Source organism: Natrinema sp. SYSU A 869 (assembly GCF_019879105.1).
In the GTDB taxonomy this organism is placed as follows: Archaea; Halobacteriota; Halobacteria; order Halobacteriales; family Natrialbaceae; genus Natrinema.
In genome coordinates, this window is record NZ_CP082249.1 from 653,561 (window position 1) to 678,259 (window position 24,699).

At 61.3% G+C, this 24,699-nt stretch carries 31 protein-coding genes and 2 pseudogenes; 10 read left to right on the plus strand and 23 right to left on the minus strand.

Annotation, left to right across the window (positions count from 1 at the left end; translation table 11 throughout):
• Positions 1-42 precede the first annotated feature (42 nt).
• Genes K6I40_RS11390 through K6I40_RS11400 form a run of 3 tightly spaced genes read right to left on the minus strand, consistent with a single transcriptional unit; the run spans position 43 to position 2,025 of the window.
• Complete coding sequence (locus K6I40_RS11390) at positions 43-1,167, minus strand: tyrosine-type recombinase/integrase (RefSeq protein WP_222919106.1); 1,125 nt, start codon at positions 1,165-1,167, stop codon at positions 43-45.
• Positions 1,160-1,648: a hypothetical protein gene (locus tag K6I40_RS11395; protein WP_222919107.1), complete on the minus strand. Its 489-nt coding sequence runs from the start codon at positions 1,646-1,648 to the stop codon at positions 1,160-1,162. Before K6I40_RS11395 ends, K6I40_RS11390 begins: the two co-directional genes overlap by 8 nt.
• Positions 1,648-2,025 carry a hypothetical protein gene (locus K6I40_RS11400; RefSeq protein ID WP_222919108.1) on the minus strand — a complete coding sequence of 126 codons (378 nt, stop codon included), beginning with the start codon at positions 2,023-2,025 and terminating at the stop codon, positions 1,648-1,650. Before K6I40_RS11400 ends, K6I40_RS11395 begins: the two co-directional genes overlap by 1 nt.
• Positions 2,026-2,724: 699 nt before the next feature.
• Between K6I40_RS11400 and K6I40_RS11410 the strand changes: the two genes are divergently transcribed.
• Together K6I40_RS11410 and K6I40_RS11415 are read left to right on the plus strand one after the other, a co-directional pair.
• On the plus strand, positions 2,725-3,018 hold the full coding sequence (locus K6I40_RS11410) for a hypothetical protein (protein ID WP_222919110.1): 294 nt from the start codon (positions 2,725-2,727) through the stop codon (positions 3,016-3,018).
• A gap of 127 nt (positions 3,019-3,145) precedes the next feature.
• Positions 3,146-3,568, plus strand: coding sequence for a response regulator (locus tag K6I40_RS11415; RefSeq protein ID WP_222919111.1), 423 nt, complete (start codon positions 3,146-3,148; stop codon positions 3,566-3,568).
• Positions 3,569-3,649: 81 nt separating this feature from the next.
• Here K6I40_RS11415 and K6I40_RS11420 read toward each other — a convergent pair whose 3' ends face one another.
• The gene (locus tag K6I40_RS11420) at positions 3,650-3,889 is read right to left on the minus strand and encodes a hypothetical protein (protein ID WP_222919112.1); all 240 of its coding nucleotides are present in this window, start codon (positions 3,887-3,889) and stop codon (positions 3,650-3,652) included.
• Positions 3,890-4,155: 266 nt separating this feature from the next.
• Between K6I40_RS11420 and K6I40_RS11425 the strand changes: the two genes are divergently transcribed.
• Complete coding sequence (locus K6I40_RS11425) at positions 4,156-4,767, plus strand: helix-turn-helix domain-containing protein (RefSeq protein WP_255681984.1); 612 nt, start codon at positions 4,156-4,158, stop codon at positions 4,765-4,767.
• Positions 4,768-4,895: 128 nt separating this feature from the next.
• On the opposite strand, the gene K6I40_RS11430 is transcribed toward K6I40_RS11425, so the two are convergent.
• Complete coding sequence (locus K6I40_RS11430) at positions 4,896-5,297, minus strand: cupin domain-containing protein (RefSeq protein WP_222919114.1); 402 nt, start codon at positions 5,295-5,297, stop codon at positions 4,896-4,898.
• A 242-nt stretch (positions 5,298-5,539) separates the two neighbouring features.
• On the opposite strand from K6I40_RS11430, the gene K6I40_RS11435 reads away from it, so the two are divergent.
• The 3 genes from K6I40_RS11435 to K6I40_RS11445 all read left to right on the plus strand — a co-directional run bounded on the left by K6I40_RS11435 (position 5,540) and on the right by K6I40_RS11445 (position 8,347).
• Complete coding sequence (locus tag K6I40_RS11435) at positions 5,540-6,304, plus strand: SDR family NAD(P)-dependent oxidoreductase (RefSeq protein WP_222919115.1); 765 nt, start codon at positions 5,540-5,542, stop codon at positions 6,302-6,304.
• 154 nt (positions 6,305-6,458) lie between these two features.
• Complete coding sequence (locus K6I40_RS11440; RefSeq protein WP_222919116.1) at positions 6,459-7,502, plus strand: zinc-dependent alcohol dehydrogenase family protein; 1,044 nt, start codon at positions 6,459-6,461, stop codon at positions 7,500-7,502.
• Between the two features lie 56 nt (positions 7,503-7,558).
• Entirely contained in the window at positions 7,559-8,347 is a 789-nt protein-coding gene (locus tag K6I40_RS11445; RefSeq protein ID WP_222919117.1) for a glucose 1-dehydrogenase, read from the plus strand.
• Positions 8,348-8,492: 145 nt separating this feature from the next.
• Here K6I40_RS11445 and K6I40_RS11450 read toward each other — a convergent pair whose 3' ends face one another.
• The 9 genes from K6I40_RS11450 to K6I40_RS11490 form a co-directional block, all read right to left on the minus strand.
• Complete coding sequence (locus K6I40_RS11450) at positions 8,493-8,804, minus strand: hypothetical protein (RefSeq protein ID WP_222919118.1); 312 nt, start codon at positions 8,802-8,804, stop codon at positions 8,493-8,495.
• The gene (locus K6I40_RS11455) at positions 8,722-9,297 is read right to left on the minus strand and encodes a hypothetical protein (RefSeq protein WP_222919119.1); all 576 of its coding nucleotides are present in this window, start codon (positions 9,295-9,297) and stop codon (positions 8,722-8,724) included. Before K6I40_RS11455 ends, K6I40_RS11450 begins: the two co-directional genes overlap by 83 nt.
• Positions 9,290-9,469, minus strand: coding sequence for a hypothetical protein (locus K6I40_RS11460; protein ID WP_222919120.1), 180 nt, complete (start codon positions 9,467-9,469; stop codon positions 9,290-9,292). The genes K6I40_RS11455 and K6I40_RS11460 overlap by 8 nt, the downstream gene beginning before the upstream one ends.
• Positions 9,462-9,683, minus strand: coding sequence for a hypothetical protein (locus K6I40_RS11465; protein WP_222920490.1), 222 nt, complete (start codon positions 9,681-9,683; stop codon positions 9,462-9,464). The genes K6I40_RS11460 and K6I40_RS11465 overlap by 8 nt, the downstream gene beginning before the upstream one ends.
• Positions 9,670-9,882 carry a hypothetical protein gene (locus K6I40_RS11470; RefSeq protein WP_222919121.1) on the minus strand — a complete coding sequence of 71 codons (213 nt, stop codon included), beginning with the start codon at positions 9,880-9,882 and terminating at the stop codon, positions 9,670-9,672. The genes K6I40_RS11465 and K6I40_RS11470 overlap by 14 nt, the downstream gene beginning before the upstream one ends.
• The gene (locus K6I40_RS11475) at positions 9,879-10,061 is read right to left on the minus strand and encodes a hypothetical protein (RefSeq protein ID WP_222919122.1); all 183 of its coding nucleotides are present in this window, start codon (positions 10,059-10,061) and stop codon (positions 9,879-9,881) included. The genes K6I40_RS11470 and K6I40_RS11475 overlap by 4 nt, the downstream gene beginning before the upstream one ends.
• On the minus strand, positions 10,058-10,510 hold the full coding sequence (locus K6I40_RS11480) for a hypothetical protein (RefSeq protein WP_222919123.1): 453 nt from the start codon (positions 10,508-10,510) through the stop codon (positions 10,058-10,060). The genes K6I40_RS11475 and K6I40_RS11480 overlap by 4 nt, the downstream gene beginning before the upstream one ends.
• Entirely contained in the window at positions 10,507-10,683 is a 177-nt protein-coding gene (locus K6I40_RS11485) for a hypothetical protein (protein ID WP_222919124.1), read from the minus strand. Before K6I40_RS11485 ends, K6I40_RS11480 begins: the two co-directional genes overlap by 4 nt.
• A 128-nt stretch (positions 10,684-10,811) precedes the next feature.
• Positions 10,812-12,419: a DUF5817 domain-containing protein gene (locus K6I40_RS11490; RefSeq protein WP_222919125.1), complete on the minus strand. Its 1,608-nt coding sequence runs from the start codon at positions 12,417-12,419 to the stop codon at positions 10,812-10,814.
• Between the two features lie 288 nt (positions 12,420-12,707).
• Here K6I40_RS11490 and K6I40_RS11495 point away from each other — a divergent pair.
• Positions 12,708-13,256 (plus strand): annotated as a pseudogene (locus K6I40_RS11495) (BtpA/SgcQ family protein); the annotation flags it as partial.
• Positions 13,257-13,271: 15 nt separating this feature from the next.
• On the opposite strand, the gene K6I40_RS11500 reads toward K6I40_RS11495, so the two are convergent.
• From K6I40_RS11500 to K6I40_RS11515, 4 genes are all read right to left on the minus strand, one after another.
• On the minus strand, positions 13,272-14,510 hold the full coding sequence (locus K6I40_RS11500; RefSeq protein WP_222919127.1) for a tripartite tricarboxylate transporter permease: 1,239 nt from the start codon (positions 14,508-14,510) through the stop codon (positions 13,272-13,274).
• A gap of 165 nt (positions 14,511-14,675) precedes the next feature.
• Entirely contained in the window at positions 14,676-15,029 is a 354-nt protein-coding gene (rpl12p, locus tag K6I40_RS11505) for a 50S ribosomal protein P1 (protein WP_222919128.1), read from the minus strand.
• An 18-nt stretch (positions 15,030-15,047) separates the two neighbouring features.
• Positions 15,048-16,088: a 50S ribosomal protein L10 gene (locus K6I40_RS11510; protein ID WP_222919129.1), complete on the minus strand. Its 1,041-nt coding sequence runs from the start codon at positions 16,086-16,088 to the stop codon at positions 15,048-15,050.
• A gap of 1 nt (position 16,089) precedes the next feature.
• Complete coding sequence (locus K6I40_RS11515) at positions 16,090-16,722, minus strand: 50S ribosomal protein L1 (protein WP_222919130.1); 633 nt, start codon at positions 16,720-16,722, stop codon at positions 16,090-16,092.
• A 336-nt stretch (positions 16,723-17,058) separates the two neighbouring features.
• Here K6I40_RS11515 and K6I40_RS11520 point away from each other — a divergent pair, with 336 nt between their 5' ends.
• Positions 17,059-17,610 carry a hypothetical protein gene (locus K6I40_RS11520; RefSeq protein WP_222919131.1) on the plus strand — a complete coding sequence of 184 codons (552 nt, stop codon included), beginning with the start codon at positions 17,059-17,061 and terminating at the stop codon, positions 17,608-17,610.
• Positions 17,611-17,847: 237 nt separating this feature from the next.
• Here the strand turns inward: K6I40_RS11520 and K6I40_RS11525 are convergent, their stop codons facing one another.
• The 4 genes and pseudogenes from K6I40_RS11525 to K6I40_RS11540 form a co-directional block, all read right to left on the minus strand.
• Entirely contained in the window at positions 17,848-18,336 is a 489-nt protein-coding gene (locus K6I40_RS11525) for a 50S ribosomal protein L11 (RefSeq protein WP_222919132.1), read from the minus strand.
• Positions 18,337-18,434: 98 nt separating this feature from the next.
• Positions 18,435-18,737 carry a divalent-cation tolerance protein CutA gene (cutA, locus tag K6I40_RS11530; RefSeq protein ID WP_222919133.1) on the minus strand — a complete coding sequence of 101 codons (303 nt, stop codon included), beginning with the start codon at positions 18,735-18,737 and terminating at the stop codon, positions 18,435-18,437.
• 66 nt (positions 18,738-18,803) lie between these two features.
• A complete protein-coding gene (locus K6I40_RS11535) occupies positions 18,804-18,995 on the minus strand; it encodes an HEWD family protein (protein WP_222919134.1) in 192 nt (63 codons plus the stop codon).
• Between the two features lie 132 nt (positions 18,996-19,127).
• A pseudogene (locus K6I40_RS11540) lies at positions 19,128-20,638 on the minus strand (phosphoenolpyruvate carboxykinase (ATP)).
• A gap of 357 nt (positions 20,639-20,995) precedes the next feature.
• On the opposite strand from K6I40_RS11540, the gene K6I40_RS28385 reads away from it, so the two are divergent.
• Together K6I40_RS28385 and K6I40_RS11545 are read left to right on the plus strand one after the other, a co-directional pair.
• Complete coding sequence (locus tag K6I40_RS28385) at positions 20,996-21,154, plus strand: hypothetical protein (RefSeq protein ID WP_255681985.1); 159 nt, start codon at positions 20,996-20,998, stop codon at positions 21,152-21,154.
• 131 nt (positions 21,155-21,285) lie between these two features.
• The gene (locus K6I40_RS11545) at positions 21,286-24,366 is read left to right on the plus strand and encodes a chromosome segregation ATPase (protein ID WP_255681986.1); all 3,081 of its coding nucleotides are present in this window, start codon (positions 21,286-21,288) and stop codon (positions 24,364-24,366) included.
• A gap of 86 nt (positions 24,367-24,452) precedes the next feature.
• Here the strand turns inward: K6I40_RS11545 and K6I40_RS11550 are convergent, their stop codons facing one another.
• Positions 24,453-24,584 carry a rubrerythrin-like domain-containing protein gene (locus K6I40_RS11550; RefSeq protein ID WP_222919135.1) on the minus strand — a complete coding sequence of 44 codons (132 nt, stop codon included), beginning with the start codon at positions 24,582-24,584 and terminating at the stop codon, positions 24,453-24,455.
• Positions 24,585-24,699: the final 115 nt, after the last annotated feature.

Below are 24,699 nucleotides of genomic sequence, written 5' to 3' on the forward strand. Positions count from 1 at the left end.
ATCATCAGTGGTCAGTACGCAGACGCACTTGCTGTGTCGAGATCACAGCAGCTTGTAGATGTACTCGAGATACCGATTCTCGATGTCCTCGTAATATGCATGAACGTAATCGTCGATCGCCTCGCGGTTCTTGCCGGTCTTATCCCCTCGCATGTACTTGACGAGTTCGCGGCTCAGCTCTTGGTCGATCATCCAATAGGTCGTGAACCGGTGCCGTCCGAAATGTGACGTGACAGCGCGATACTCGTCAGTCTCGCCATACTCGTCCTCCGGGAACGCATCACTCCATGCTCGGTTGATTGGCTTCTCGTCGGATAACTGCCGGTGGCCCGCTTTCGATAGGAACACCCACGGGGATCCGGTATCCGGCCGAATCAACAGGTACCGAATCAGTACCTGCCGCATCTCGTCATCGAGCGGCAAGAGCCGCGGCCGTTTGCTCTTGTTCCCCTTTCGCTCGTGGCAAGACGGAATATAGATCACGTTGTCCCGATCGCGGAGTTTGTCGTGGGTCCCGAGGTCGGGATAATGATCGTTGAGATCAGCGTGCTCCAGTGCGATGTCTTGCAGTTGAATATTCTGTATTTCGCCCGCCCGAAGCCCTAACTTGAGCTGGGAAATGACGATCGCCCGATCTCGAATATGGAGAAGATCCTGTAGCTGCTCCCGTAGTTCGGATTCATCAATCCGGGGAAGTTCCTTCTTGATCGAACTGCTCCCGAGCGATTCCTTCTCGAGCGCGATCGCAAACGGATTGAAATCCGTTGAATGTGGAAACATCGACTCTCGTTGCCAATACTCCCAAACGCGATCGAGGTGCTGGATCTGTTTGCGGATCGTACTCGGCTGGTGGTCGTAGTCGTCGCGAAGTACCCGGATGAATCGTCGAGCATGTCCTTCTCCCGGCAATGCTGGATGCCGACCCTCTTCTTCCATGAATTCGATCCAGTAACGGAAAGTACGCTCGTACGAACCGCGGGTCCTTGGCGCAAGGTCATCGGGCTCAAGAATCTCTGCGATGAATGCCTGAAACGGCTTGTATTCATCCAGATCCTCGAATTTCGGTATGTACTCGACGAGTGGATCGTTGTCTGCTTTCCCGCCGGTTGCCGCTGCGATCTCCTGCCGGAGCGTATCGATGGCTTCTGTGTCAGTAGGTTCACTCATTGATCTCACGTGAGCCGTAACGATCGAGTTTCTCCTCCCATACCCGTCGGGCCGCGCTTTCAGGGACGGTCGCAGCCATCACGACCGGGTGGTAGCGGTGTGGATGATCAACGCGCCACTGAAGGTGATCATAGAACGATTCGAGACGAACCCAATATGGCTGGTACGCTGTTCGCGACTCCATTCGATCGAGTAACCCGGAGATGAATGTCTCGACATCAGTCGGCGTCGCAAGCGCGTGATGTCGGCCACGGTCCTCCATGTGTTCCTTCCAATACCGCTCGCAGCGCTCGCTGTTCTGAATATATCTGTCCGAGTCGTAACCGACTGTCTCACGCTCATACTCGATAAACTCGGACCATACGTCGCGGCCTTCGTATTCGGCGGCTTGATTCTCGAGTCGATACCGATCTGGGACATCGGCGAGCCGCTTGTAGACGCCAATCCGGTTACGCGGATCAACTGGCTTCTGCTTGGCCATTAGTCCATACCCTCCTCGATCGCAAACCACGTCCCATCGTTTGGATTTCGTTGGATTTGATCGCCCTCGAGCGCGTCGAGGTGTGTCGTCACACGGTCCGGGGCTGTCTCTCGGACGTGACTCACAATCGACTCGAACTCAACACCTGTCGGACTCTTGGCGGTCACAAATTCGTGCACCGTCTCGCGCTCGCGGTCGGCTAACCGTTCGCGGGCCTTCTCGAGTTGCTGCCGGCACTCATCGCGCTCTCGTTTCAATTCTCGACGCTGTTCGCGAAGTTCTTCGACTGTCTCATCCTGTTGGTTTACGATTTCGAACCCGCGCTCGGTCTTCATGCCGGCCTCGACCATTGCCTGAATAAATTCAGAAATTGACATATCTAGCTCACCTGCTCGCGATTTCCAGCGATCGTATTGCTCCGACGTCGGGTAGGACTTGGCTGTGGATTGCTCATTCCCCGCCATGTGAGCCCATACCAGAGTGTAGAATGTAAGTTTACTTCACAGCAAAGCAGGATTTCAGGACCGAGAGAAACTCAGTACGTCGGTCCAGTTCTAGTAAAGATTTCGAGAAGAAGAGTGAGGAGATCGCTGATAGGACCGAGAAGATTCGAAAGGTAACAACAAAGAGGCAACTTATCGGTAGGCATCGTTTCGTAGAAAGTGATATTACGTTGGGCTATCACGTAGTTAGCAATGTTGAATATCCTCGTGAAATCGTTCGTCAGAGGGGTATACAAGTCCGCTGGACTGGATTCACCTTATTCTCAGAAATCCTACGGAGCCAACTGGACGAAACAGCAGAACAAGTGCTTAGAACGCGATTCACACCAATGCCGGATCTGTGGAAAGACCCGAGATGAGATCGGCCGTGAGCCGGCGGTTCATCACATCACCCCACGGAGTCAGTTCGACGATAGCGAGTGGCGAGTCTATAACGATCTTTCGAATCTAATCACGCTATGCCATTCGTGCCACGGCAGGTATGAGGGTGAATTCACCGATGCATCACCAGAAGAATTTGTCGCCAGAGCAAAACAGTAAAGTACCTGACTGATAAGAATTGGATGATTTCACATGGCATCAATATACGATGTTCCTGTTAAGTGCAGCTCGTGCAGTGGTGTTGTCGAAGTTGAACCGCCGACGAACCGACGAAAGTACGCCGTAGCTGGCGCGCTGATAGTCGGTCTCATCGGCTTCTTTATTGGTCTCTCGATTGGTGTCGCAACGGCTGGCCTTGGAATGGCTGCGTTCCCGTTCACCGCCCTCATCGGACTATACATTGGCTACCGCATCGGCGGTTGGAGTGCAAAGAAGAAGAACGGAATCCCGTGTCCGGAGTGCGATAGCCATATTATGGGTATCTGACCAGTCTACTAATACGTCACCAACCCGATTTGGAGTGATAGAAGCGTTGTTCGTGAGCCGAGTAACGATGCAGTCCCAAAATGTGTGGCCGTCGCGTTCATCCGTGTCGTGTTTATAACTCCAGTTAATGGGAATGAGGGAACGAGACGAATCAGTCGATGTTCTGCTGATAGAATCCGATCCAGAGGACGCTAATCGGATTACAGAGGCGTTTGCGCAGACGTATCCAGAGGCCACGACCCACGTTGTCGGAGACAAGGAGGATGCAGTCGAATTTATCCACCGACACGGTGAGCACGCGGACGCACCACCGCCGAATCTCATCCTGCTCGATCTCCACCTCCCAGAGGAGGACGCTATAGAGCTTCTGAGGACGCTCAAGGGCGATCCGAAATTACGCCGCCAACCAGTCCTCGTACTGGTCGCAGAGGACACCGAGGAAGTCGCTGAACGGACCTACGATCTCAGCGCTAACGCCTATATACCAAAGCCCGATGATCCAGACCAGTACGACAGATTGTCAACGCGATCGCAGATTTCTGGTTTATGACCGCTCGTTTACCACCGGAACCATAGCTATTCGATAGTCAAAGGATGTCTGGACGGGGTTCGAAGGCCGCGGCCCTGTCTGTCAGGAACAGGACCACGCGATCGCGCTCGGATCGCTCGAGCGAACGCCGTCACGGAACAGTGCGAGCGTCGCTTGCTCGGTCGCGCCGAGGACCACGTCGTCGCCACGCCAGCGAGCGCGGCAGCGCCGCGAGCAGAACGTCGCCCACTCCGTCGCCGCCGCCCCGAAGCCGGTCGACCGGTGGCCGCGGACGCCGTCGCCGACGTGGTCGTGGCGGCCCTGCGCGACGATGAGCCCCATCTCGACCCACAGCGACGGACCACGCGCGCCGACGGGACGGTCCTGCTCGAGTATCCACCCGCCGCGCCGTGGTGAAACTGAATTGGGCGATTCGGTAACTACAGATGCTTATTCCTCGGAGTAGTGGCGGGCGTGACTGACGAATGAAAACCCTCCCGTGAAAGACAAACAAATAAACGCGGCCGGGACGTACTTCTTAGGTAATGACTATCACTGCGGAGGTTCACCTTCGTTCGTCTTTGCTGCCGCTCGTCAGCGTCGCCGAATTGGAACAGGTTGACGAAATACAGTGCCCACACGTACTCGGATTAGAACAGGGCCTCCAACTGTTCGTCGTTGAGATCGACTCTACTGAAACCCTCGCTGAAGAGGACCTCTTAGAACTTGACGAAGTTATCGAAGCGACCGAACTCGGAAGTGCAAGGGGAAAGGAGGTGTTCAAATTGGAGGCCGTACTTAGAGAGTCGGTCGCAGAAGCGTTCGAGGACACTCCCGATGCAGGGCTTGTTGATGCGATACAAATCACACCCCAGGGCTGGTACGAGCAGAAAGTCTTCAAAGACTATCCTGCGTTCAATACGTTCCAGACCAGCTGTGAGGAACATGGCATTTCAGTCGAGATCGTCTCGATTACACACGACTCCTCACCATCTGAGGAATCGGCACCGTACGGATTGACGGAGCGGCAATACGAGGCGCTGTCACTCGCGCTGTCTCGGGGCTATTACGAGCGGCCACGCCAGACGACGGCGGAAGAGCTCGCAGACGAGTTGGGTGTTTCTCAACCCTCGTTATCGGACCTCATTGGCCGCGCCGAGCGCCAACTCGTCACCGCGACACTGGGAACCTCTCCCCGTCTGGAGATGCTTTCGCAGTAGCGAGCTACTAACACCAGCGGTTCAGAGGACGATCCCTTTACAAATCATAAAGAGCCAGAATTCTTTCTTGAACACCTCATGAGTTCCGTCGTTAGCGCCGACTCACAGGAGGGGTCAGACGATAGGGGTTACTCGCTATCCGTGTACTCGTCGTCGGTAACGTGTTCCATCCAGGAGACGGCTTCTCCGTCCAGTTGCTCCTGAATAGCGATGTGCGTCATGGCCTTCTCCGGTCGTGCGCCGTGCCAGTGCTTCTCTCCCGGCGGGAACCAGACGACATCACCTGCACGGACTTGCTTGATCGGGCCGTCCTCGCGCTGGACGAGCCCACATCCGCTCGTGATAACGAGCCGCTGTCCCAGCGGGTGCGTGTGCCACGCGGTACGCGCGCTGGGCTCGAACGTCACGCTCGCCGCGGTCGCGCGGGCCTCATCTTCCGGATCGAATAAGGGGTCGATTCGAACGTCACCGGTGAAGTACTCTTCAGGCCCTTCAGTTGACGGTTGCGAGCAGCCATTTGTAATCTCCATCTGTAATTCTCATCCCGATTTGGCCTTCATACCACTTGGATTCGATGCTATCTGGAAAGCGCATTTAAATGCTGCTGTGATCCAAGTGTAGCAGTGAGGAGTTGGCGTTCACCGCGACGAAAGAGACTCGTTATAGAGGGATAAGGGATTGGCATCTCCTCTCGCGTTCGATTTGTGGGGTATTTAAACACCCTTTCACGATAGTACCAATCTCATTGCCACTGGGGGCTTCGTAGCAATTGATGACAGCAGATCCCGATTCTGAACTTGATGGACAGGTGGCTATCGTGACTGGCGCATCCTCCGGGATTGGGGAGGCCACATCCAAGGCCCTCGCCTCACGGGGGGCGAGCGTCGTTCTCGCTGCCCGCCGCGAGAATGAACTCGAAGCGCTCGCCGATCAAATCGAATCGGCAGGAGGAGATGCACTCTCGGTGCCGACTGATATCACGGATGAAGACGGCATCGACGCGCTCGTCGAAGCGACTCTGGCGGAATTCGGCTCGGTCGACGTACTCGTGAACAATGCTGGTGTGATGCTGCTCGAACCCGTCGAACGGGCCAACCGTGAGAATTTCCGGCAGATGGTCGAAGTCAATCTACTGGGGTTAATGAACCTCACCCACGCCGTGCTCCCGGTGATGCAGGAACAGGGCGCTGGCCACATCGTCAACGTCTCTTCGACGGCCGGTCGGGACGCGAACGCGAACAGCTCGGGCTACAGCGCGACGAAGTTCGGTGTTAACGCCTTCACCGAATCCCTCCGTCAGGAAGTCACCACCGAGGGAATCCGAACGACGATCATCGAACCCGGTGCAGTCGAAACCGAACTCCAAGAACACATCCCTGACGAAGAAATCAGAGAACAGATCGAAGACGGCTTTCTCGATTCGATCACACCGCTCCAGAGCGAGGACATCGCACGTGCGATTGCGTACGCCGTAACCCAGCCGCAGCACGTCAGTGTTAATGAGATGCTCATCCGGCCAACCGATCAACAGCTCTGACGATACCCGCCACTCGTGCGGTCCACACAGGCGGTGATTCCTCAAACGCTTTCGTCGGGAATCCTTGGCCCTGCCCCCGGCTGTACTTAAACACCCTTTCGGTATAGCATTGAATCTATGAGATACAGGCCCCGAGTTGAAACTGAATCAAACTATGAAGGCAGCAACCTACCGAGGGCCAGGTGACGTCCGTATTGAAGAGCATCCCACCCCCGAAGTAGAGGAGCCGACAGACGCAGTCATCCGCATTACGCACACCGCGATCTGCGGGTCGGACCTCTGGTTCTACCGGGGGCAAGAAGACTACGAAGAAGGCTCGCCTGTCGGCCACGAACCGATGGGCATCGTCGAAGAAATCGGCGACGACGTCAGTCACGTCGAACCGGGCGACCGTGTGTTCGCTGGGTTCGCTATCAGCTGCGGCGAGTGCGAGTTCTGCCGCAAGGGACTCCACACCGCATGCAAAACCGGCGGGTTCTGGGACGGCCCAGGTGTCGGCGGCGCACAGGCAGAGAAACTTCGTGTTCCGCATGCCAACGGCACGCTCGTTCGCGTCCCAGACCGGTACGCAGACGACGAAGACGCGCTCGAAGCGCTCCTCCCACTGACGGACGTGATGGGAACTGGCCATCACGCCGCCGTCTGCGCGGACGTCGAGGCCGGTGATACCGCCGTCGTCATCGGTGACGGTGCAGTCGGACTCTGTGCTGTCCTCGCCTCGAAACGCCTCGGAGCGGAGCGCATCATCGCGGTCGGCCACCACGAAGATCGTCTCGAACTCGCCGAGGAGCTTGGCGCGACAGAGACTGTCTCCAGTCGCGGCGAAGAGGCAATTGAGGAGATTCAGGAGATCACATACGGTGGCGCTAACCACGTCCTCGAATGCGTCGGTGCGGAATCGTCACTGGAGACGGCCACGCAGGTAGTCCGGCCCGGTGGCAATATCGGGTATGTCGGCGTTCCACACGTTGAGAGTCCCGACTTCGTCGAGCAGTTATTCTTCCAGAACGCCTCGTTCACCGGCGGTCCAGCACCCACTCGGGCGTACGCTGAGGAACTTATGCAGGACGTTCTCCAAGGGACCCTCGATCCGTCGCCGATCTTCACGAAAACCGTTGATCTCGACGGTGTTCCCCAGGGATACGAGGCGATGGACGAACGCGAGGCAGTGAAGGTCATGGTGAAACTCGATGCGTGACACACCGATGCGCCGGCAGCGAACAAATCACTTAGCAAACCAGATTGGAGCAACCAATGTCGAGTAACAGGGATCTACCGAAGCCACAGAGCGAGTACTGGAACTTTGAGAATACGGTCGCGTTTGTCACCGGAGCGGCAAGCGGCATCGGCCGTGCGACAGCACTAGCGTTCGCACGAGAAGGTGCTAATGTCGTCGTTGCTGATATTGACGAGAACGGAAACCAGGAAACGGCAGAACAGATTGAGGAACTCGGTGGTGACGCGCTTGCCGTCACGTGCGATGTGCGGGAATCAGAAGATGTGCAGGCGGCACTTGAGGAGACTATTGAGGAGTTCGGATGTCTTGACTTCGCCTGCAACAACGCCGGTGTCGAACAGCAGGGCGGGAACGTAGCGGACCTGGCCGAGGCCGAATGGGACCGCGTTGTCGACACCGACCTGCGTGGTGTCTTTCTGTCCATGAAGTACGAGATCCCGCTGATCCTCGAGCAGGGCGGTGCGATCGTGAACATTTCCTCAGGAGCTGGAGTCAAGGGATTCCCTGGAGCCGCATACTGCGCTGCGAAACATGGCGTCGTCGGCTTGACGAAGTCGGCAGCGCTTGAATATGCCGACACAGACCTTCGTATTAATGCCGTATGTCCCGGTGTCATCGACACGGCGATGATGGACCGCGTCACCGGCAACACCGAAGAAGGCCGCCAGCAAATGATCGATTCGGAGCCGATCGGACGGATGGGCGAGCCCGAAGAGATCGCAAACGCCGTTCTCTGGCTGTGCTCGGATGCTGCCTCCTTCACCCTCGGCCATGCGATGGTCGTGGATGGCGGTCAGACTGTGTAATGGATGGCCCTCATCAGCAGTGCTACTGCTGTGAGGTAAACCACCTGTACTGACCGCGAGTTACACGCCTAACTCTGAATAAAGAAACCGTACTACCAACTACTGTAAACGAAAGAAAGAGCGAGCACGAGAGCGACTGAGAGCGCTATACGAGTCTTGGATCGCTCGGTGTCTCGTCGAGCACTGGCTCGAGGTCGGCGACCTCGCAGCCGAGCGTCCGGGCGGCCTGTCGCTTGAGCGCGGCAGCGTGGTCCGGTAGCCGGCTCTCGAGGGTTTGGGCCTTGGCGAGCGTCGTCCGGACCTCGTGGGCCTCCGCTTGCTCGAGCGACGCGAGCGCGTCGGTCACGTCGTCGGTGTCGGGATCGCTGTTGGTGTCAGCGTCGTCGGCCGGAACGCCGCCCGTCTCGACGTTCTGGACGAGCGCGTCGGGCTCGCCATCTTCCGGCTGGAGTTGCATCGCGAGTTGGTCGACCGACAGCGACGACGGGTCGGGGACACCGGTCGCCGCGACCGCGGGCTCGAGCACGTCGCGGACCGCCGAGAGCGTCGATTTGTCGACGGAAACTGGATTCTCGTGCGATTTCGCGTCGATGAGTAGCTGATACTGCTGTTCTGTGAGTCGGAGAGAGTCGTCTTAACCAGCGCGCCGCGAGGTCCGCCGCGCCGGCCAGCGTTTCCACCTGCCGCAGATACTCGGTCCGATCGACGAGGTCGACGCCGTCGTCGTCGTCGGCGACGATCACCACGTCGTCGCGGTCGATCTCGAGCGACTCGACGACCGCCGCCGCATATCGGATCCAGTCTTCGCGGTCGAACGCCGCGATTCCGTCCGGATTGATCGTCTCGATCAGGGCTCGCTGGAGCGTCGTGTCCAGAGGCGCGTCCTCGATCGCCGGCCCGTCGATCGTCGGCCGATCCGGCGCGACGCGGTCGCGGTCCTCGTCACCCATCGGACTCACCTCCGTCATCGGCGTGGCGGTCGGCGAGGTGGTGCCGTCGGTACGAGCGACACAGGAGCGCCCGGTTCTCGGGATCGGCGTGCCAGAGTCGGTGGGCCACGTCGTCGCTGCCGTCGCCAGCGGCCTCGCCAGCGTGATCCGAGGCCAGAGTCCGTTTAGTCATCGGCTACCACTCCCCGATCGCTCGAGCGGCCACTCAGTGGCCTCTGTGCCGATCCGATATAGTCGGCCCGGCGCGTTCGGTCCGCGCCAGCGCCGGCCGCGAGATCGGCCGCCCGCCGACACGACAGACACCCCGCGACGCGATCCTCGTCGTCACCGAAGACGCGAGCGAAGCGGTCCGAGACGTGAGCGCCGCACTCGTTACACATCGGCATTGTCGCCTCCGTCCGCGTCATCGACGACGCGCAGGATCGTCACGAACTCCGTGTCGTCGACCGTCTCGAGGTCATACTCGTCGCCGGATCCAAAGGACGCGGCGGTATGGTGCGTGATCGTCACCGACCAGTTCGGGCTGTCGTCCCCCTCGAGATCGGCGATCCGCTCCGCGAGGTCGCGTTTGCGGCGTCGCGTCATTGATCGTCCTCCGTGACCGTCAGATCGAGGCCGCAGATTCCGCTTGTCGACCACGCCGGCGGCTCGCTGTCCGCGTCGCCGTCGAGTAGCGGGACATAGATCCGGACCGCGTCATCAGTGCCACGGCGTTCGAGGTCGCGGATTCGCTCGCGGAGGTCGCGCTTGCGACGACGGCTCATTGACGGCCCTCCGTCCGCTCGAGGTCGGCGACGCGTTGCTCGAGTTCGCGGAGATCCTGCTGCTCGTCGATCCATTCATTCCACGATTCCAGAGCGCGGACGGCGTCGCGGTATTCTTCTTGCTCGAGCAGCCCCGTAATAGATTTCTGATAGACAGCCGACGACGCAAGCGATCGACGCGAGCCCAATGTCTCGTCGATATGATCGGCGAGCGCGTCCAGATCCCGCGAAATAGTCGACTGGTTTACGTCGTAGCGTTCGGCCATCTCCGTCTGGTTAATGAGTGACGGGTGCCCCCGTGCATAAATCTCGTCGAGCAGGTCGGCGCGTCGTTGCGGCCAACTAAACGAGGACGGGTCCGCGACCGGAATCTCCAGATCGCTATAGTCGGGCTCGCTATGCTTGGATATGCCCGTCTCGTCCTCCGAGTCCGTGCTTGAGCGCGTCATCCGCAGCCACCTCGGCCGCCGTCCTCGTTCTCGTCGGTCGCGGTCGTCGGCCTGGCGTCACGACAGCGCTGCAACGTCCTCGCGTAGTTGCGAACTTCACCTTCGATCGACTCGGGAACCAGCACAACCTTCGCGTCCTCGGGTTCGGATTCGCGTTCGTTTGTCGGCAACATAGTAGAGAGCAGATCAGTCGCAGCGGGTCTTACCCGAATATGCAACCGCTCGAACATAAGTCCCTTGGTATAAGAGTTTGTATCACGGAATTTCTTGCCAACCGTCGCGTGTCACCTCGAGCGCGTTGTCACGGCTGGATTTCCTGCGATCCGGTCGTCGCCGCCTTCATGTCGGTCGCCCAATACCATGCGGCTTCGCGAATCTTGCTCGGCGTCACGCTCGTCCCCACCGCCGCCGCCGTCGGCTCGCCGTCCGTGATCGGTGCTGATCCGCGAGCACGGTAGGCATTCGCGATCGCTTTCACGTCGTCCGCGTCCGTCCACGCCGCCGCCACGATCGACTCCGCGCCCTCCGACAGATACGCACATGGCGGACAGCCCGCATCGTCCGGCCCATCGTCGCGCCAATACCAGCGCGGCTCGTCGCTCGCGTCCGCGTCATCCAGCGCGATCGGCGCGAGGTCGAGTTGCTGGCCCCGCTCTCGCGTTTCCCACCAATATCGGCAGAGTTCGTGTTTCGACGGCAAGTCCGCCGGCTCGTGGCCGAAGATCGCGATATGTCCGTGCGGTAGTCCCTTCCGCGTCGGCTCCGGCGCGGTTACCGACGCCGGCATTCCGCTCTCGAGGTGCCGCCCGAGCTTCTTCCGCAGGTTCTTCGCGTCATCCAGCAGCCCGTCCGCCGCCGCCGCTATGCTGTCGAATCGCTCCGGGTCCGTCGTTACCGACAGCACCGTTCCGCGATCGTACCCGGCCGCTGCCGCACCGCTGAATGCGTCCGCGATCCGTGACGGTCCTCCCCGTGCTCGGCCGCCGTCGATGAACCGCGTCCGATCCCCTCCGCCAAGTGCCTCGTAGCCACGCTTCTTTGCTCCGAACGATCCGATCAGATCGCCCCACTGTTCGGCCGTCTCGAGCTTTGCACGCCGTGAAATCGTCGCTTCCGCCTTCTCTTTCGCGTCCGTCGCGCTCTCCGCACCGGCCCGCGGACGGTTATGCCTACTTACGGTATCAAGAACGGTCGGATCGAGAAACGCCCACAGCAAATCCGACGCCGCCGTGCGGTTTCCGTCTCGGTCCGATTGGCGCTGTTGATCTTGGATCTCGGTCACGTCCACCCAAGACCACCGGTCACACTGCCGTCGAACCCACTTCCAATTCTTCTCTCCGTGTCCCGCCGCGGAGCGGAATAGCGTTCGAGCGAGCCAGCCGATCGGCGCTCCGTCCCCCGACTTCGGATCGCGCAGGAGCGCCTCGAGCCGCTCCGTGTCATCGCCCTCTGTCCGCGGTTGCGTGCCAGTACTACCGGTACCGTGACTCCGTCCGGACTGCTGATATGCTGCCTTAAAGAACTCGTGGCAATCGGCGACCGGCTCGGCCCACATATCAGCGAGCAGCGGCCGGTCGGAAACCTGAGCAGCATAGAGATCCGAGAGCAGCGGCCGGTCGGAAACCTGAGCAGCATAGAGATCCGAGAGCAGCGGCCAATCACTCAGCCGGTCGTCGAGCGTCGCGTAGTGAGCTACGTCGGCGAATGCGTCGGGTTCATCCCACTGCTTGGCGAGCAAGTGCGATCGTTTCTCGCGGAGAGCATCCACGCCGTCGTCGTCGTCGGCGGAAACAGTTCCGTGGTCCCGCAGTCCGTCGACCGCCCACTGCGTCCCGCAGCGACGGCACCGCGTTCGTTTCGTGTCGATCTCGACGATCCAGTAGGCCTCGCACTCCGGACAACCGACCAACCCGAGACGATTCGATGTGTGAGCAGCAGATTCAAGAGTACAGCGCTCCTTACTACTCACGACGACCACTTCCTTTGATCGGGCAGTCCTCGTCGTCACCATCCAATTCATCGCGGTGATCGCGGGTGTTGGGCCACCCGCGGTCGGCTTTCGCACTCATATCGCTCAGCGACGAGTGCGCACTTGTCGCTTAAATTTCTGTCGGGTGTTTGTTTATATAAAACCATCCGTCCGAGAGGGAGAGTCCTTATGATCGGTCGCTCGCGGACCGGTCAGCATGGGACTAGTTTGTCGTCTCTCCGAAACGACGCCCAGGCCGCGATGTCGATCGCCGCGGCCGCCGACGCCGAGTTCATCCGCGTCAACGTCCACGTCGGCACTGCGGCGACCGATCAGGGACTCATCGAGGGCCAGGCCCACGAGACGCTCCGGCTTCGTGATCGGATCGGAGCTGACGTCGCGATTCTCGCGGACGTCCACGTCAAGCACGCGACGCCGATCGGCGAACGGGAGATCGAGCGTGCGGCCCTCGAGACGGTCAAGCGGGGAAAAGCCGACGGCGTCATCGTTTCCGGACACGGGACGGGCGTCGAAACGTCGCTCGCGGACGTCGAGTGCGTCACCGACGCACTCGCCGATCAGGGACATGATGAGACACCGGTGTTCGTCGGCAGCGGCGTAACGAGCGAGACGGTCGGCGACTGTCTTGAGGCGGGAGCAACGGGTGTCATCGTCGGTACGGCACTCAAAACGGACGGCGTAACGACGAACCCCATCTCGGAAACGCGGGTCGAAGAAGTTGTGACCGCGGCTCGAGCGGCGAGCTCGAGCGACTGAGGACGCGAAAGTCGTTCAGAGCCCCAACATCAACGGTCCGATCAGAACACCCATCAGGTGCACCCGTCGGCACCGCAACCGAATCGGAACCAGTCCGATAGCGGTCGCGACGGCGAAGATCACGATGCCGATCGGACCGGTGAACAGATACGAGAGAGCGAGCAACACCGCGAGGACGGCGACCGAAATCTTCCAGTAGGTCAGTCGGCCGACCAGCTCAAGGTAGGCGTCGCCGGCGACGATCACGAACGCGAACCCGAGCAGCCCTGCAAGGACGACGCCCGCGAGAAGGATCGGCAACTCGAGCGGCGCGGAAGTGCCTTCGAACGCGACTAACACGCCGGTTCGAGGCTGACCGATGGCGACCAGCGCGAAGAGCGCGAAGATCGTGTTCGACGTGTCAACGCCGCTGGTCGCGACGATGTAGCCGCGGTCGCTGGCTCCGCCCGGGACGAGCGCCAGCACCGCAACCGCGGCGATCGCTGCCGTGATACCGGGCAGGTAGCCGACCACAGCTCCCGCGAGCGCGCCGGCGACGGCGGTGACGCCGACGAACGGTCGCGAGGCCCGTATGCCGTCGCCCTCCTGTCGCGGAATTCCGCTTCCCCGGATCGCGTCGATCAACACCGGCGCGCCGAAGAGGCCAGCGAAGAGGGGCGCGAGCGTGCCGCCCGCCTCGAGCGGGGCATCCGCAGTGAGATCCAATGTGAGTGTGCCGAGGCCGGTCGCAAGCGCGAACGAGAGCAGCCCACCGAACCGGCCGCGCCACGTCGGTTCCGACACGATCAGCGCGACCGCGACCATCGCGAGGACGAGCGAGAGATGGTCCCGAATCGTCGGATAGGCGGCCGTCACGGCCCAGGTGACGGGGACGGCGAGCGGGACCGCCACGATCACGGCAAGGATACTGCCGAGCGCAGAAAGTCGGATCGCCTCGTAGCCCCGGCCCTCGAGGACCATCCGATGGCCCGGCAGTGCAGTGACGGCCATCTCGGCGTCGGGAACGCCGAGCGCCATCGCCGGGACGGCGTTACAGAAGGTGTGGACGACGCCGGCCGCGAGCATCGCACAGCCGACGAACAGCGGCGGCCCGGGGACTGACGGCACGACGCCGGCCAGCAGGAACGCGAAGTTGTTAGCGTGGAGTCCGGGGACGAGCCCGCTACAACACCCCAGTAGCGAGCCGGCGACCACCCATGCGAGCAACTGGAGTGTCAGCGCCGGCTCGGTGACGATCTCGACAGGAGCGGGCATCGCCGACTCTGGCCGCGTCCTCGTTTATATGGTCTCGGCTCAGCGAGGTACTACTCGAGTCGCGAATCGCTGCTTCCCCGCGCAGGCAGCATCGCCACTCGCCGTCGAGCGTCGATAAAAATCGGGGTTGAAAACTCGTCGAAACCGGATCGACGGAACTGAAGTCTATCCGAAGAGTTCGCCGAGACCCTCGCCGTCGGCCTCGTCGTCCTCGTCGTCGTCCTCGTCCGTCGTGTCCGGCACGTCGCTGGTCTCCTCGGCTTCTTCCTCGTCGCCGCCTTCGTCGGCGGCAGCGGCCTCGCCACCCGCGGCACCGCCTGCGGCGGCCCCGCCAGCGGGGACGGCAGCGGCCTCGGAAACTGCCTCGTCGATGTCGACGTCCTCGAGTGCGGCGACGAGCGCCTTCACGCGAGACTCTTCGACGTCGACGCCGGCAGCGTCGAGCACGTTCGTCAGGTTGTCTTCGTTGATCTCTTCGCCCGATTCGTTCAGGATGAGTGCAGCGTATACGTATTCCATTGTTGGATCCTCCGTTAATTAACCGAACATCTCGCCGAGACCTGCCGCGCCGTCGCCGTCATCTTCGTCGTCATCGTCGCCGTCGGTCTCTTCGGTCTCAGCCTCGTCTTCAGTCTGGTCGTCTGCCGATTCGTCTTCGTCGTCGGCTGCCGCCGGTTCGGCGGGAGCCTCGACGTCCTGAAGTTCGTCAGGAAGCGCCTCCTCGTCATCAATCTGGCCCGCGAGCGCACGCAGCTGTGCGTCGGCCTTGCTGACGAGGTCGGGCATCAGGTCTTCGTCCTCGATGGCGGCCTGCAGGCCGAGGCTCTTGGCCTCGCCCGTGGCCTTGGCGATGAGCGTCGGGGCCGTCGACGCGGTCGGGAAGCTCGCGTTAAGCGAGAGGTTCCGTGCGCGGGCGGCGGCCGTCGACACGTCGCTCCGGTAGGCCTCGATGTCGATGTCGAGGTCCTCGGGGTTGAAGAGCACGCCCTCGGCGATGACGGCGCGCAGGTCGAGACCGACCTCCTTGGGCTCGATACCGAGCTCGTTGAGGACGTTCGACAGGTCGGCGGAGACTTCCTCGCCGGCTTCGAGAACCGTCGAGTCCTCCATGACCTGGATCGACCCTTCTTCGATGCGCGCGTTCGCACCGATACCCTGAAGTTCACCGACGAACGGCCCCGGATCGACACCGGTGTCCCCTTCGGGGATCACGATGTCGTTCGGGGCGATTTCGCCCTCGTTGATCGGTGCGGGCGTCTTCGACGCCTCGAGTTCCTTGTACAGCGAGAACGGGTTCTCGTCGGTCGCGATGATCCCGACCTGTCCCCCGATGTGCTCGACGAGGTCGCCGAGTCCGGCGTCCTCGAGCGCGCGCGTCTGCAGGGTGTTGCGGCTGACGCGCAACACGGCAGTGCCGTACAGGTCGCGGCGCATGTCTTGGAGCTGCTTCGAGGGAATGCCGGCGATACCGACGACGCCGACGCTCTCGTACTCGTCGATGATTTGTGCGAGGTCGTCGACTTCCTCTTTCTTCCACTGGGGAAGGTTCTCGGTTTTGCGTTCAGCCTGTGCGCTCATTCTAGGCCACCTCCACGGACGGGCCCATCGTCGTCTTCACATAGACGATATCGATGTTCTGGGGCCCCTTCTCGAGGTCAGCGTGCAGGCGACGCAGGATGACGTCGATGTTGTCGCCGATATCCTCGGCGTCCATGTCTTCGGCACCGACGAGCGTGTGGAAGGTTCGTCGGTCGCCGGAGCGAAGCTGCACGGTGTTTTTGAGCCGGTTGACGGTTTCGACGACGTCGTCGTCGGGCGAGAGCGGATCCGGCATCTTCCCTCGGGGACCGAGAATGGTACCCAGGTGCCGGGCGATGTCTTGCATCATTGCTTCTTCGGCGATGAAGAAGTCCGTCTCGTCGGCCATGTCTTTGGCCTCGTCGTCGTCCAGATCGGCCACGTCGTCCACCGAAAGTACCTCGTCCGCCGCCTCTTCGGCGCGGACTGCGGTCTCTCCTTCGGCGATGACGACGATCCGAGTTTCCTGGCCGGTTCCGGCCGGTAGGACGATCGACTCGTCAACGCGGTTCGACGGTTCGTTTAGGTCTAAGTCGCGCAGATTGATCGCGAGGTCTACCGTTTCGGTAAAGTTCCGATCGGGCGAATCCTCGAGTGCGCGCGCTACTGCTGTTTCAATATCCGAATCTGCCATCGTTCACCTCCGTAGTACGCAGGACTGCTCCTACGGGTCAGTGAAACAGGCGATGCCTGTCTCCCTTGAACCAAGTGCCATCCTGAACTTAAACCCGTCGAACTGCCAGTATGCTCGTCTCGCAGCGTCCTCGCTGTCTCGTCATCCCAGAACCACTGCCAGCAAGTATAGCCATCCCGCGTGGCCGCGTTCGTTCGATCACAGTTCACCACAATAACGTATTATTCACGCTTCGAATAACCGAAAACTCTATTATGCGTTATATTGTACCATACGTTCATGTGGCCAGTAGACTTATATAATATCATTGGTCCAACGGGGATCGGTTCGGTCGCCATGCTAACGCCGTCCGGCGGGGAACTCGAGTTGTATCGATCGCTCGAGCCGATCGTTCGGGTGGGAATCCAGTTCGCTGCGACAATACTCGTGATGATAATCGTGCTCGGCTTAGCGCAAAACTATGGCACACAGGCGGTGTCGAAATCGCGACAGAGTCCTATCATCTCGCTTTGCGTTGGGATTCCGGGTCTCCTCGTCAGCAGTGGACTCACGGGCACGGGGTATCTCATCGTGGATACGAGCCTCGGGACATTCTTCGGAATTCCACTGGTGATATTCGGCGCGATCATCCTGCCGGTTGCGACGGCGATCGGCTTCGTCGCGATCGGGTGCACCGTCGCCACACGGCTCGGTGACAGTCGACTTGCGATCGGGCTGCTCGTCGGGGCACTCCTCAGTGGGATTGTTGGGCTGTCGTTTCCGGCCACCGCCGTCCTCCTCGGATTCGCCAGTGCGCTCGGTATCGGTGCAACGATCCGAGTCCTGTCCGGGGCGACCGGGACGACGCGCCCGGACGACCGGACCGTCCCGCCCGCGAACAAGATCTAGGTAGCCGCCCGAACGGTCTTCCTCGCTACGGTTGAACTCGCCTCTACGGGTCCATTCCGTGTCATCCTCCATCTGTTGGCCGTCACAATCGAGAGACAGCGACGCCACCTGTCCAAGGCATGTTGGCTCCGCTCGAACGGACCGCGGAAAACGGACGGTCGTCTACTCGCGTCTCGAGTGCCCGTCGCTGACACTACTAGGGTCTACGAGAACGAAGAAGCACTCGCTGCGCCGTATTCAGGCGCTCGCTTCGCCAGCGAGCACGTCGTCGTACTCGCCGTCGTCGACTCGCTGCTTGAACTCTCGAGCGTCGTTGCCCTCGATGGTGACGCCCATCGAAGCGCAGGTACCGACGACCTCCTTCGCGGCGTTGATCGTATCGTAGGCGAGCAGGTCAGGGTGTTTCTGTTCGGCGATCGTCTTGACCTGTTCAACGGAAAGATCCGCGACGAAGTCCTTCTGGGGTTCGCCGCTGCCGGTATCGAAATCAGCCTCGTCTTTGATCAGTGCCGCCGTCGGCGGGACACCGACGTCGATCTCGAAGGAGCCGTCCTCCTCGTAGTCGACGGTGACGGGGACTTCGGTCCCGTCGAACGCTTCGGTCTGATCGTTGATTTCCTGTACGACGGCCTGCACGTCGACGGGCGTCGGTCCGAGCTCGGGACCGAGTGGTGGGCCAGGATTGGCCTGGCCACCCGGAACGAGCACTTCGATGGTTCCAGCCATATCCGTGATAACCCGTGCGCGAGTTTTAAGGGTTGCTAATTCGGGTAGTCATCGTCTGTGACCGTCTGACGTACACCGGCCGAATCAACCCCGTTCCGTCACTCGACGCTCTCCGTTCGCCACGCTGCGAACGACTCGAGGACGTCGCTCTCGTCGAAGCGCTCGATACAGGGGACGTCGTAGGGGTGGATGTCACGGACGCGGTCGACGAGATCGTCGTACACGTCGTCAGTGGTCTTCGCGAGCAACACGGCCTCGTCGTCGTTGTGAATCTCGCCCTCCCAGCGGTAGGTCGAGGTCGTCGATAGACGATTGACGCAGGCAGCGAGTCGCTCCTCGACCAACGTCTCGGCGATCCCGTCGGCGGCTTCGGGTGGCGCTGTAATGTAAACAGTCGGCATGGAAGTCGCTACGCTCGAGTCGGTGAAAAACGTCCGTTTCGTTCGCTCACGGCGGGTCGGGGTCGGTCAGCTGTCGGTTGCGTCGACCGGTTTGAACGTCCCGGTGATGTCCCACTCGTGGATGCAGTGTGGATTGCCGACCTGTTTCTCACCATCGTCGCGGGCGATCTGCCAGGCCTCGAGGTTTTCGTCCCACTGTTCGCCTCGACCGCACTCTTCACAGATTCTCGCGGTCGGTTTTCGTACCTGTGCGCTCATTACCGAACCGTGAGAACTCGACACATATAACGGTATTCGTGTCGGGCAAGTGCTGCCCCACTACTCGGGGCCGGACTGAGTCCGAGAGTTGGGGATCTGGTTACCAATTCACTCGTCAAGCGAGACGTTTGATCAGTAGACTGCGTCTTTGATCTCCTCGCGGAGTTCGTCGAACTGCTCGAGGTAGTCACGGCGTTCGGCGCGTAGTTCCGCGAGTGCGTCGTCGTAGTCGTCGACGTGGTCAGGCACGTAGTAGTCGTTGATGTCGAGTCCCGGGACGGATTCGGGAATCGTTAGATCCATCTGCTCGTCGCGGGTCCACTCGATGGTCCCGCGGGCGGCTTCCGTCAGGATCATCACGGACTCGGTGACGCCGATGTCTTTCGACTGCTCACCGATATAGCCCGTGTTGATGACGTAACAGTCGACCTCGAGGAGGTCGATGAGTTCGTGGAAGATATTCCCTCCTCGCCCTCCGGACCGATGATGAAGGGGTTCGTTCCGACGACGCGGATCGACTCGCCTGCTCGTGACGGGTCGCCAGCGCTGGTCTCGATCGACTCGCCGAGCATGAAGGCGACGGCGGCCTGCTCCTCGTCGAGTTTGGCGACCGGTGGCATCAGCGGGTTTCGGGTGATGAAGAAGACCTGATCCATCCGGTCTAAGTCGATCTCCTCGTCCGCGCTCTCGAGTTGGTCGCGCTGGACGATGGCCCGGGAGTTCGACGTATAGCGGTCCTCATCGAAGTGGACAGTGCCGTCGTCGTCGACCGCGACGTTCTCGAGGATCGCCGATTCAGCGGTCGCGGTCTCGTAGAGCTCCGGCTGCTCGTCCTTACTGAGGCCGATCGTCTTGATGAACAGTCCCTCACCCTCGCTGCCGGCGACGGTGCCGTCAGAGAGGAGACCGCAGACATCGTCTTGCAACATGGTGGCGTCTTCGGGTTCCTCGAGCCAGCAGCCGTGAGAGGTCAGCGTGGATTTGCCGGTCGCGGAGAGGCCCATGAACACCTGGCCGACGGTCTGTAGCTCGTCGTCATCGTCACGGACGCGGACCCGCTTGCTCCCTGCGTGGAGTCCGAGGCCGCCCTGCTGCTTGATCCGATACATGTACAGCCGGAGGAACGACTTCTTGGCTTCGCCAATGTAATCCGTGCCGAGTATGGTCGTCACACCGGTATCGGGAAGGACTCGAATCTCGGTTTCGTCGTAATCGGGCAGGTGGACGGTGTAGAGATCGGGGTCCTGCCCGTCAGCTGGCTCGAACAGACTCGCCCACGCATAGGCGATTCGAGCGTGCTCGACGGGGACGAACAAGCGACAGCAGAAGGCAGCATCTGGATGACGGCCCATCAGTCGATCGACGCAGAGCATCTCACGGTCGCTCGTGAGATCGATTGCGTCGTCGACGAGTTCGTGATCGTGGTCGGTGAACTCGTCGTCGACGGCGTTTTTCGTCCGATCGGCACTCCGCGAGCGGACCTCACTGACGTACGACGCCGATCCGAACTCAGTCGTCGTCTCGTCGGGCTCGGCGAGTTTGCGCAGTTCCTCGAGCGACGGATCATACCGGACGTTCGACGCTGTGGTTGGATCCGGAAGCTGTCGGACCAGCGGACGGGACTCCGTCCCGGTTTCAGACATATACGTAACACACCACTGTCCTGACTGATAAACGTAGAGGATTATGATCGCTGTGTGGTACGACTTCCCAGCTATGCAAGAATATATGGCATTTCGAACCCTATATCGGGTATGAGTGGCAGTTCCACTCTCGCCAGAAAATAGTCTGGTATCGGAGAAGTCTAAACAAGTACTCGGGTAAGAAATAATTTTAATCGGCCGTAGATATCGAGGGTACGGGCACGATCGTGATCGGAACTCGGCGCACTCGTCGGTGGGCCAGCCATGGAGTGAACCCGAGTCGTCGATACCGGGCTGATTTTCACATCTGGTACTGTGGGGCAAACCTCCAATAGGATCGTTCGAATTACCGAGGGCATGGATTACGGTCTCGACATCGGACCGGGGGAAATCCGGGCCATCACTGACGCAGGCGACGGTCCGACGATCGAATCGGTGCCGCCGGTCGTTGTACCGGTCGACGACGCCGCGCTCAGCACAGGGGACTCTCGGAGCCGGGGGCAACGATCGACGTAGACGACGCGACGTACGCAGTCGGCACGAACGCTCGAGCGGCCGCCAACGCCGCGGACGGGGGACCGAAGTCCCTGTTCGCGAACGGCGTTCTCGCAACGGACGCGACGGCGTACGCATTGCCCGCGTTAGATATGCTTATCGACGACGTCGTGGATGACGCGACGGCCGGCCGGCTCTGTTATACGACGCCGGGACCGCTCGTCGACAAGACAGCGCCGACCGACGCACACCGCGAGGCCGTCGAGTCGATTCTAGCTGACCGCGGACTCGACGCAACGCCGATCAGCACGGGATTCGCCGTCGTCTATGACCAACTGGCGGCCGACAACTACACTGGGCTCGGCATCTGCCTCAGGGCACAGACGACGAGTGTCACGCTCGCGTACTACGGCGTTCCGGCGATGGCCGTCTCACTCGCCAAAGGGCGCGAGTGGATCATCGAGCGTGCGGCCGGCGAAACCGGTCGCGAACCGGCACGGGTCGCCGACGTCCTCGAGGCGTTCACGCTCGACCCCGACGCGGCGGCAGGTGGGATCGAGAGCGCTATCGCGCAGGCCTACGACGCCCTGATAGCCGAGGTGATCGAGGCGATCCGAGATGCGGCCGACGAGAGCGACATCCAGCAGGGGGTATCCGTTCCGATCGCGGTCGCCGGTGAGGCCGCGCTCGAGGGCGTCGAATTCCTCATCGGCGGCCGATTCGATGCAGCGACGCTTCCGTTCTCGGTTCGCGGCGTTCGACTTGCGGACGACCCCGCTGCGAGCGCCGCTCGAGGCGCGCTCGCGGCGGCCCGGGACGACGTCGAGGCCTACGAGGCAGTCACCTGGTCCGCCTCCGTCACTCCCGGTGAGGACACTGACGACTCCTCAAGTGCGGACGAGGCGTCCGCGATGAGCGGGGCGACCGAACTCGCGTTCGACGACGGGGAAGCGCCACCCGGAGACACCCAGCGAACCGACGACGCCATCGATCAGTTGTTCGATCGACTCGCGAACCGCGACGCCGAGATCGAGTCCGTCCGCGAGGATCTCGAGGTCCTGTTCGACGATCTCGAGTATATCGAGGAGCGAACGGCTGCGGCCGAAACTGTCGACGAACTCGACGATCGCCTCGAGTCGTTTGCCGACGATCTGACTGATCTCGAGGATGAAAGCGGGACGCACGCGAGCGACGACGACGTGACTGATCTCGAGGACGACCTCGAGACCGTCGATGATGAACTCGAGGCGTTGTCGGACGCGCTCGCGGCGGTAGCGGACGACGTCGGCGATCTCGACGATGATCTCGAGGCCCTCGACGACGACCTCGCCGCGGTCGAAACGACTGCGGCCGACGAGCGAGCGGGCCTCGACGAACGGGTTATTGAGCTGGCGGCCGACCTCGAGACGGTCGCCGATCGGACAGAGACGGTCGACGAAGATCTCGTCGCCGTCCAGGCCGACCTGGATGAGCTCGAAACGACCGCCGCGAGCGAAGCGGCGCTCGAGGCGGTCGAGGGACGGGTCTCGGGACTGACCGACAAACTCGAGGCCCTCGAGGCGGACGTCGATCGCGCCGGAACGCGAATCGAGGGCGTTGCGGGACGGCTCGAGGAACTGAGCACACGGATCGACGGCGTGTCGGGGCGACTCGAAGAGCACTCCGAACGGACCGATGCGCGCTTCGAGACCGTCGAATCGACGCTCGACGAGGAGTTCGCGGCCGTCGACGACGAGCTAGATGCCGTCCGCGGAACGGTGGACGACCGCACCGCAGCGCTCGATACCGGTCTCGAGGCCGTTCAGGACTCGATCGACGACCTCGAGGCGGCGACGACGGACGACGAACGAGTTGACGCCATCGCGGACGATCTGTCGACCCTCGAGACGGCGGTCGACGACCTCGGAGAGACGATTTCGGACGTGACGGAAACGCTCGACGACCTCGAAACGCGGGCCGCCAGTCGAGAGACGGTCGAGGGGCTCGCGGCTGATCTCGAGACAACTGATGAGGACCTCGAAACGCTCGACTCGGAGCTCCAGTCGCTCGAGGATGCGATCGACCGGCGAATCGACGACACGGTCTCGACCCTCGAAGCCCGGATCGCGGACGCAACGGACGGGATCGACGAGGATCTCACAGCGCTCGAGAACACCGTCGAGCGGCTCGATGACGAAACGGTGCCAGAGGATGACGTCGCTCAGTTGCGCGACTCCCTCGCTAACACGACCGCCGAGATCGATGCGGTGACTGCGGACACCGATGCCATCGCGACGGATCTCGCGGCCGTCGAGGACCGGATCGACGATCTCGACACCGAACTCGAGGACCGAGTGGACGAGGTTCGGGCGAGTCTCGAAGCGCAGGTGAGCGACGTTCGAACGACGGTCACCGATCGAGTGGACGACGTAGAGGCGACGGTCGACGATCGGGTGGACGAGGTTCGGACAGCACTCGAGGACGACGTCGCGGCGCTTCGGACCACCCTCGAGGACGAGACCGAGTCGCTCGCCGAGACGCTCTCGGAGAGAGACGATCGAATCGCCGACACCGAAGAGCGATTGGACACCCACGAAACCCGTTTCGAGGACCTCTCGTCGACACTCGAGGGGCTCGACTCCGAGATCGACGGCGTCAGCTCGGACCTCGCGACGCTCGCAGATCGAGTCGATGACACTGCCGACACGGCCGCGACTGACGAGGATGTCGCGGCGCTCGCGGATGACATCTCGTCGGTCGCCGACCGCCTCGAGTCACTCCGTTCGGATCACGACGACCTCACTCGAGCCGTCGAGTCGGGGCCTGACGAATCGGCGGTAACGGAACTCGACGGTGATCTGCAGGCACTCGATGGTGATGTCCGAGCGCTCGACGACGACGTACAGTTGCTCGACGGCGAACTCGACTCGTTCGGTGAACAGGTGGCGACGGTTTCTGAACAACTCTCGGGGCTCGAAGAGCGGTCCGAGTCGATTGAGACGCGGATTGAGGATGTCGAGACTCGGACGAGCCACTCCGAGGAGATCGAGGCGCTTCGAGCGGACCTCGAGGACGTTCGAGCCGAGACGACCGCATCACCGACGCTTTCGTCCGCAATCGTCGCCGGCGGTGGGGGCGCAGGAGTCGTCGCCGGTAGCGTCACCGCGCTTGCGGGCGAGACGACGATCGGTGGCGGTGCAGTTGTCGTCGGACTCGTGCTGATTGGGGTTGCAATGTTGCTCGCTCGGACGTGAGTTCGGATCGATGACTCGAGTCGCTCGCAAAACGGCGGCACCGCTCGGGAGGGTGCATCGAGACCGTGACGGCTGGGTAGATCCGGCTAGTCCCGGATCAACTCGACGTTTCGCATCTCGCCCCCGCACTGCTGACAGGTGCCGAGGAGTGCGTCCCCGACCGTTTCCCGCCGGCCACACTGGACGCAGACGTACTCGCGTTGCTCCTCGAGTGTCATGGTATACCATACACAACAGAATGTGTTAACTCTTTCCGCAGTACCCTCTCCGGCGATTCCGGTGGCAGTAGTGAGGACCCCTTTCGAGACCGAACGCGGGCTCGGTGGCAGGTCG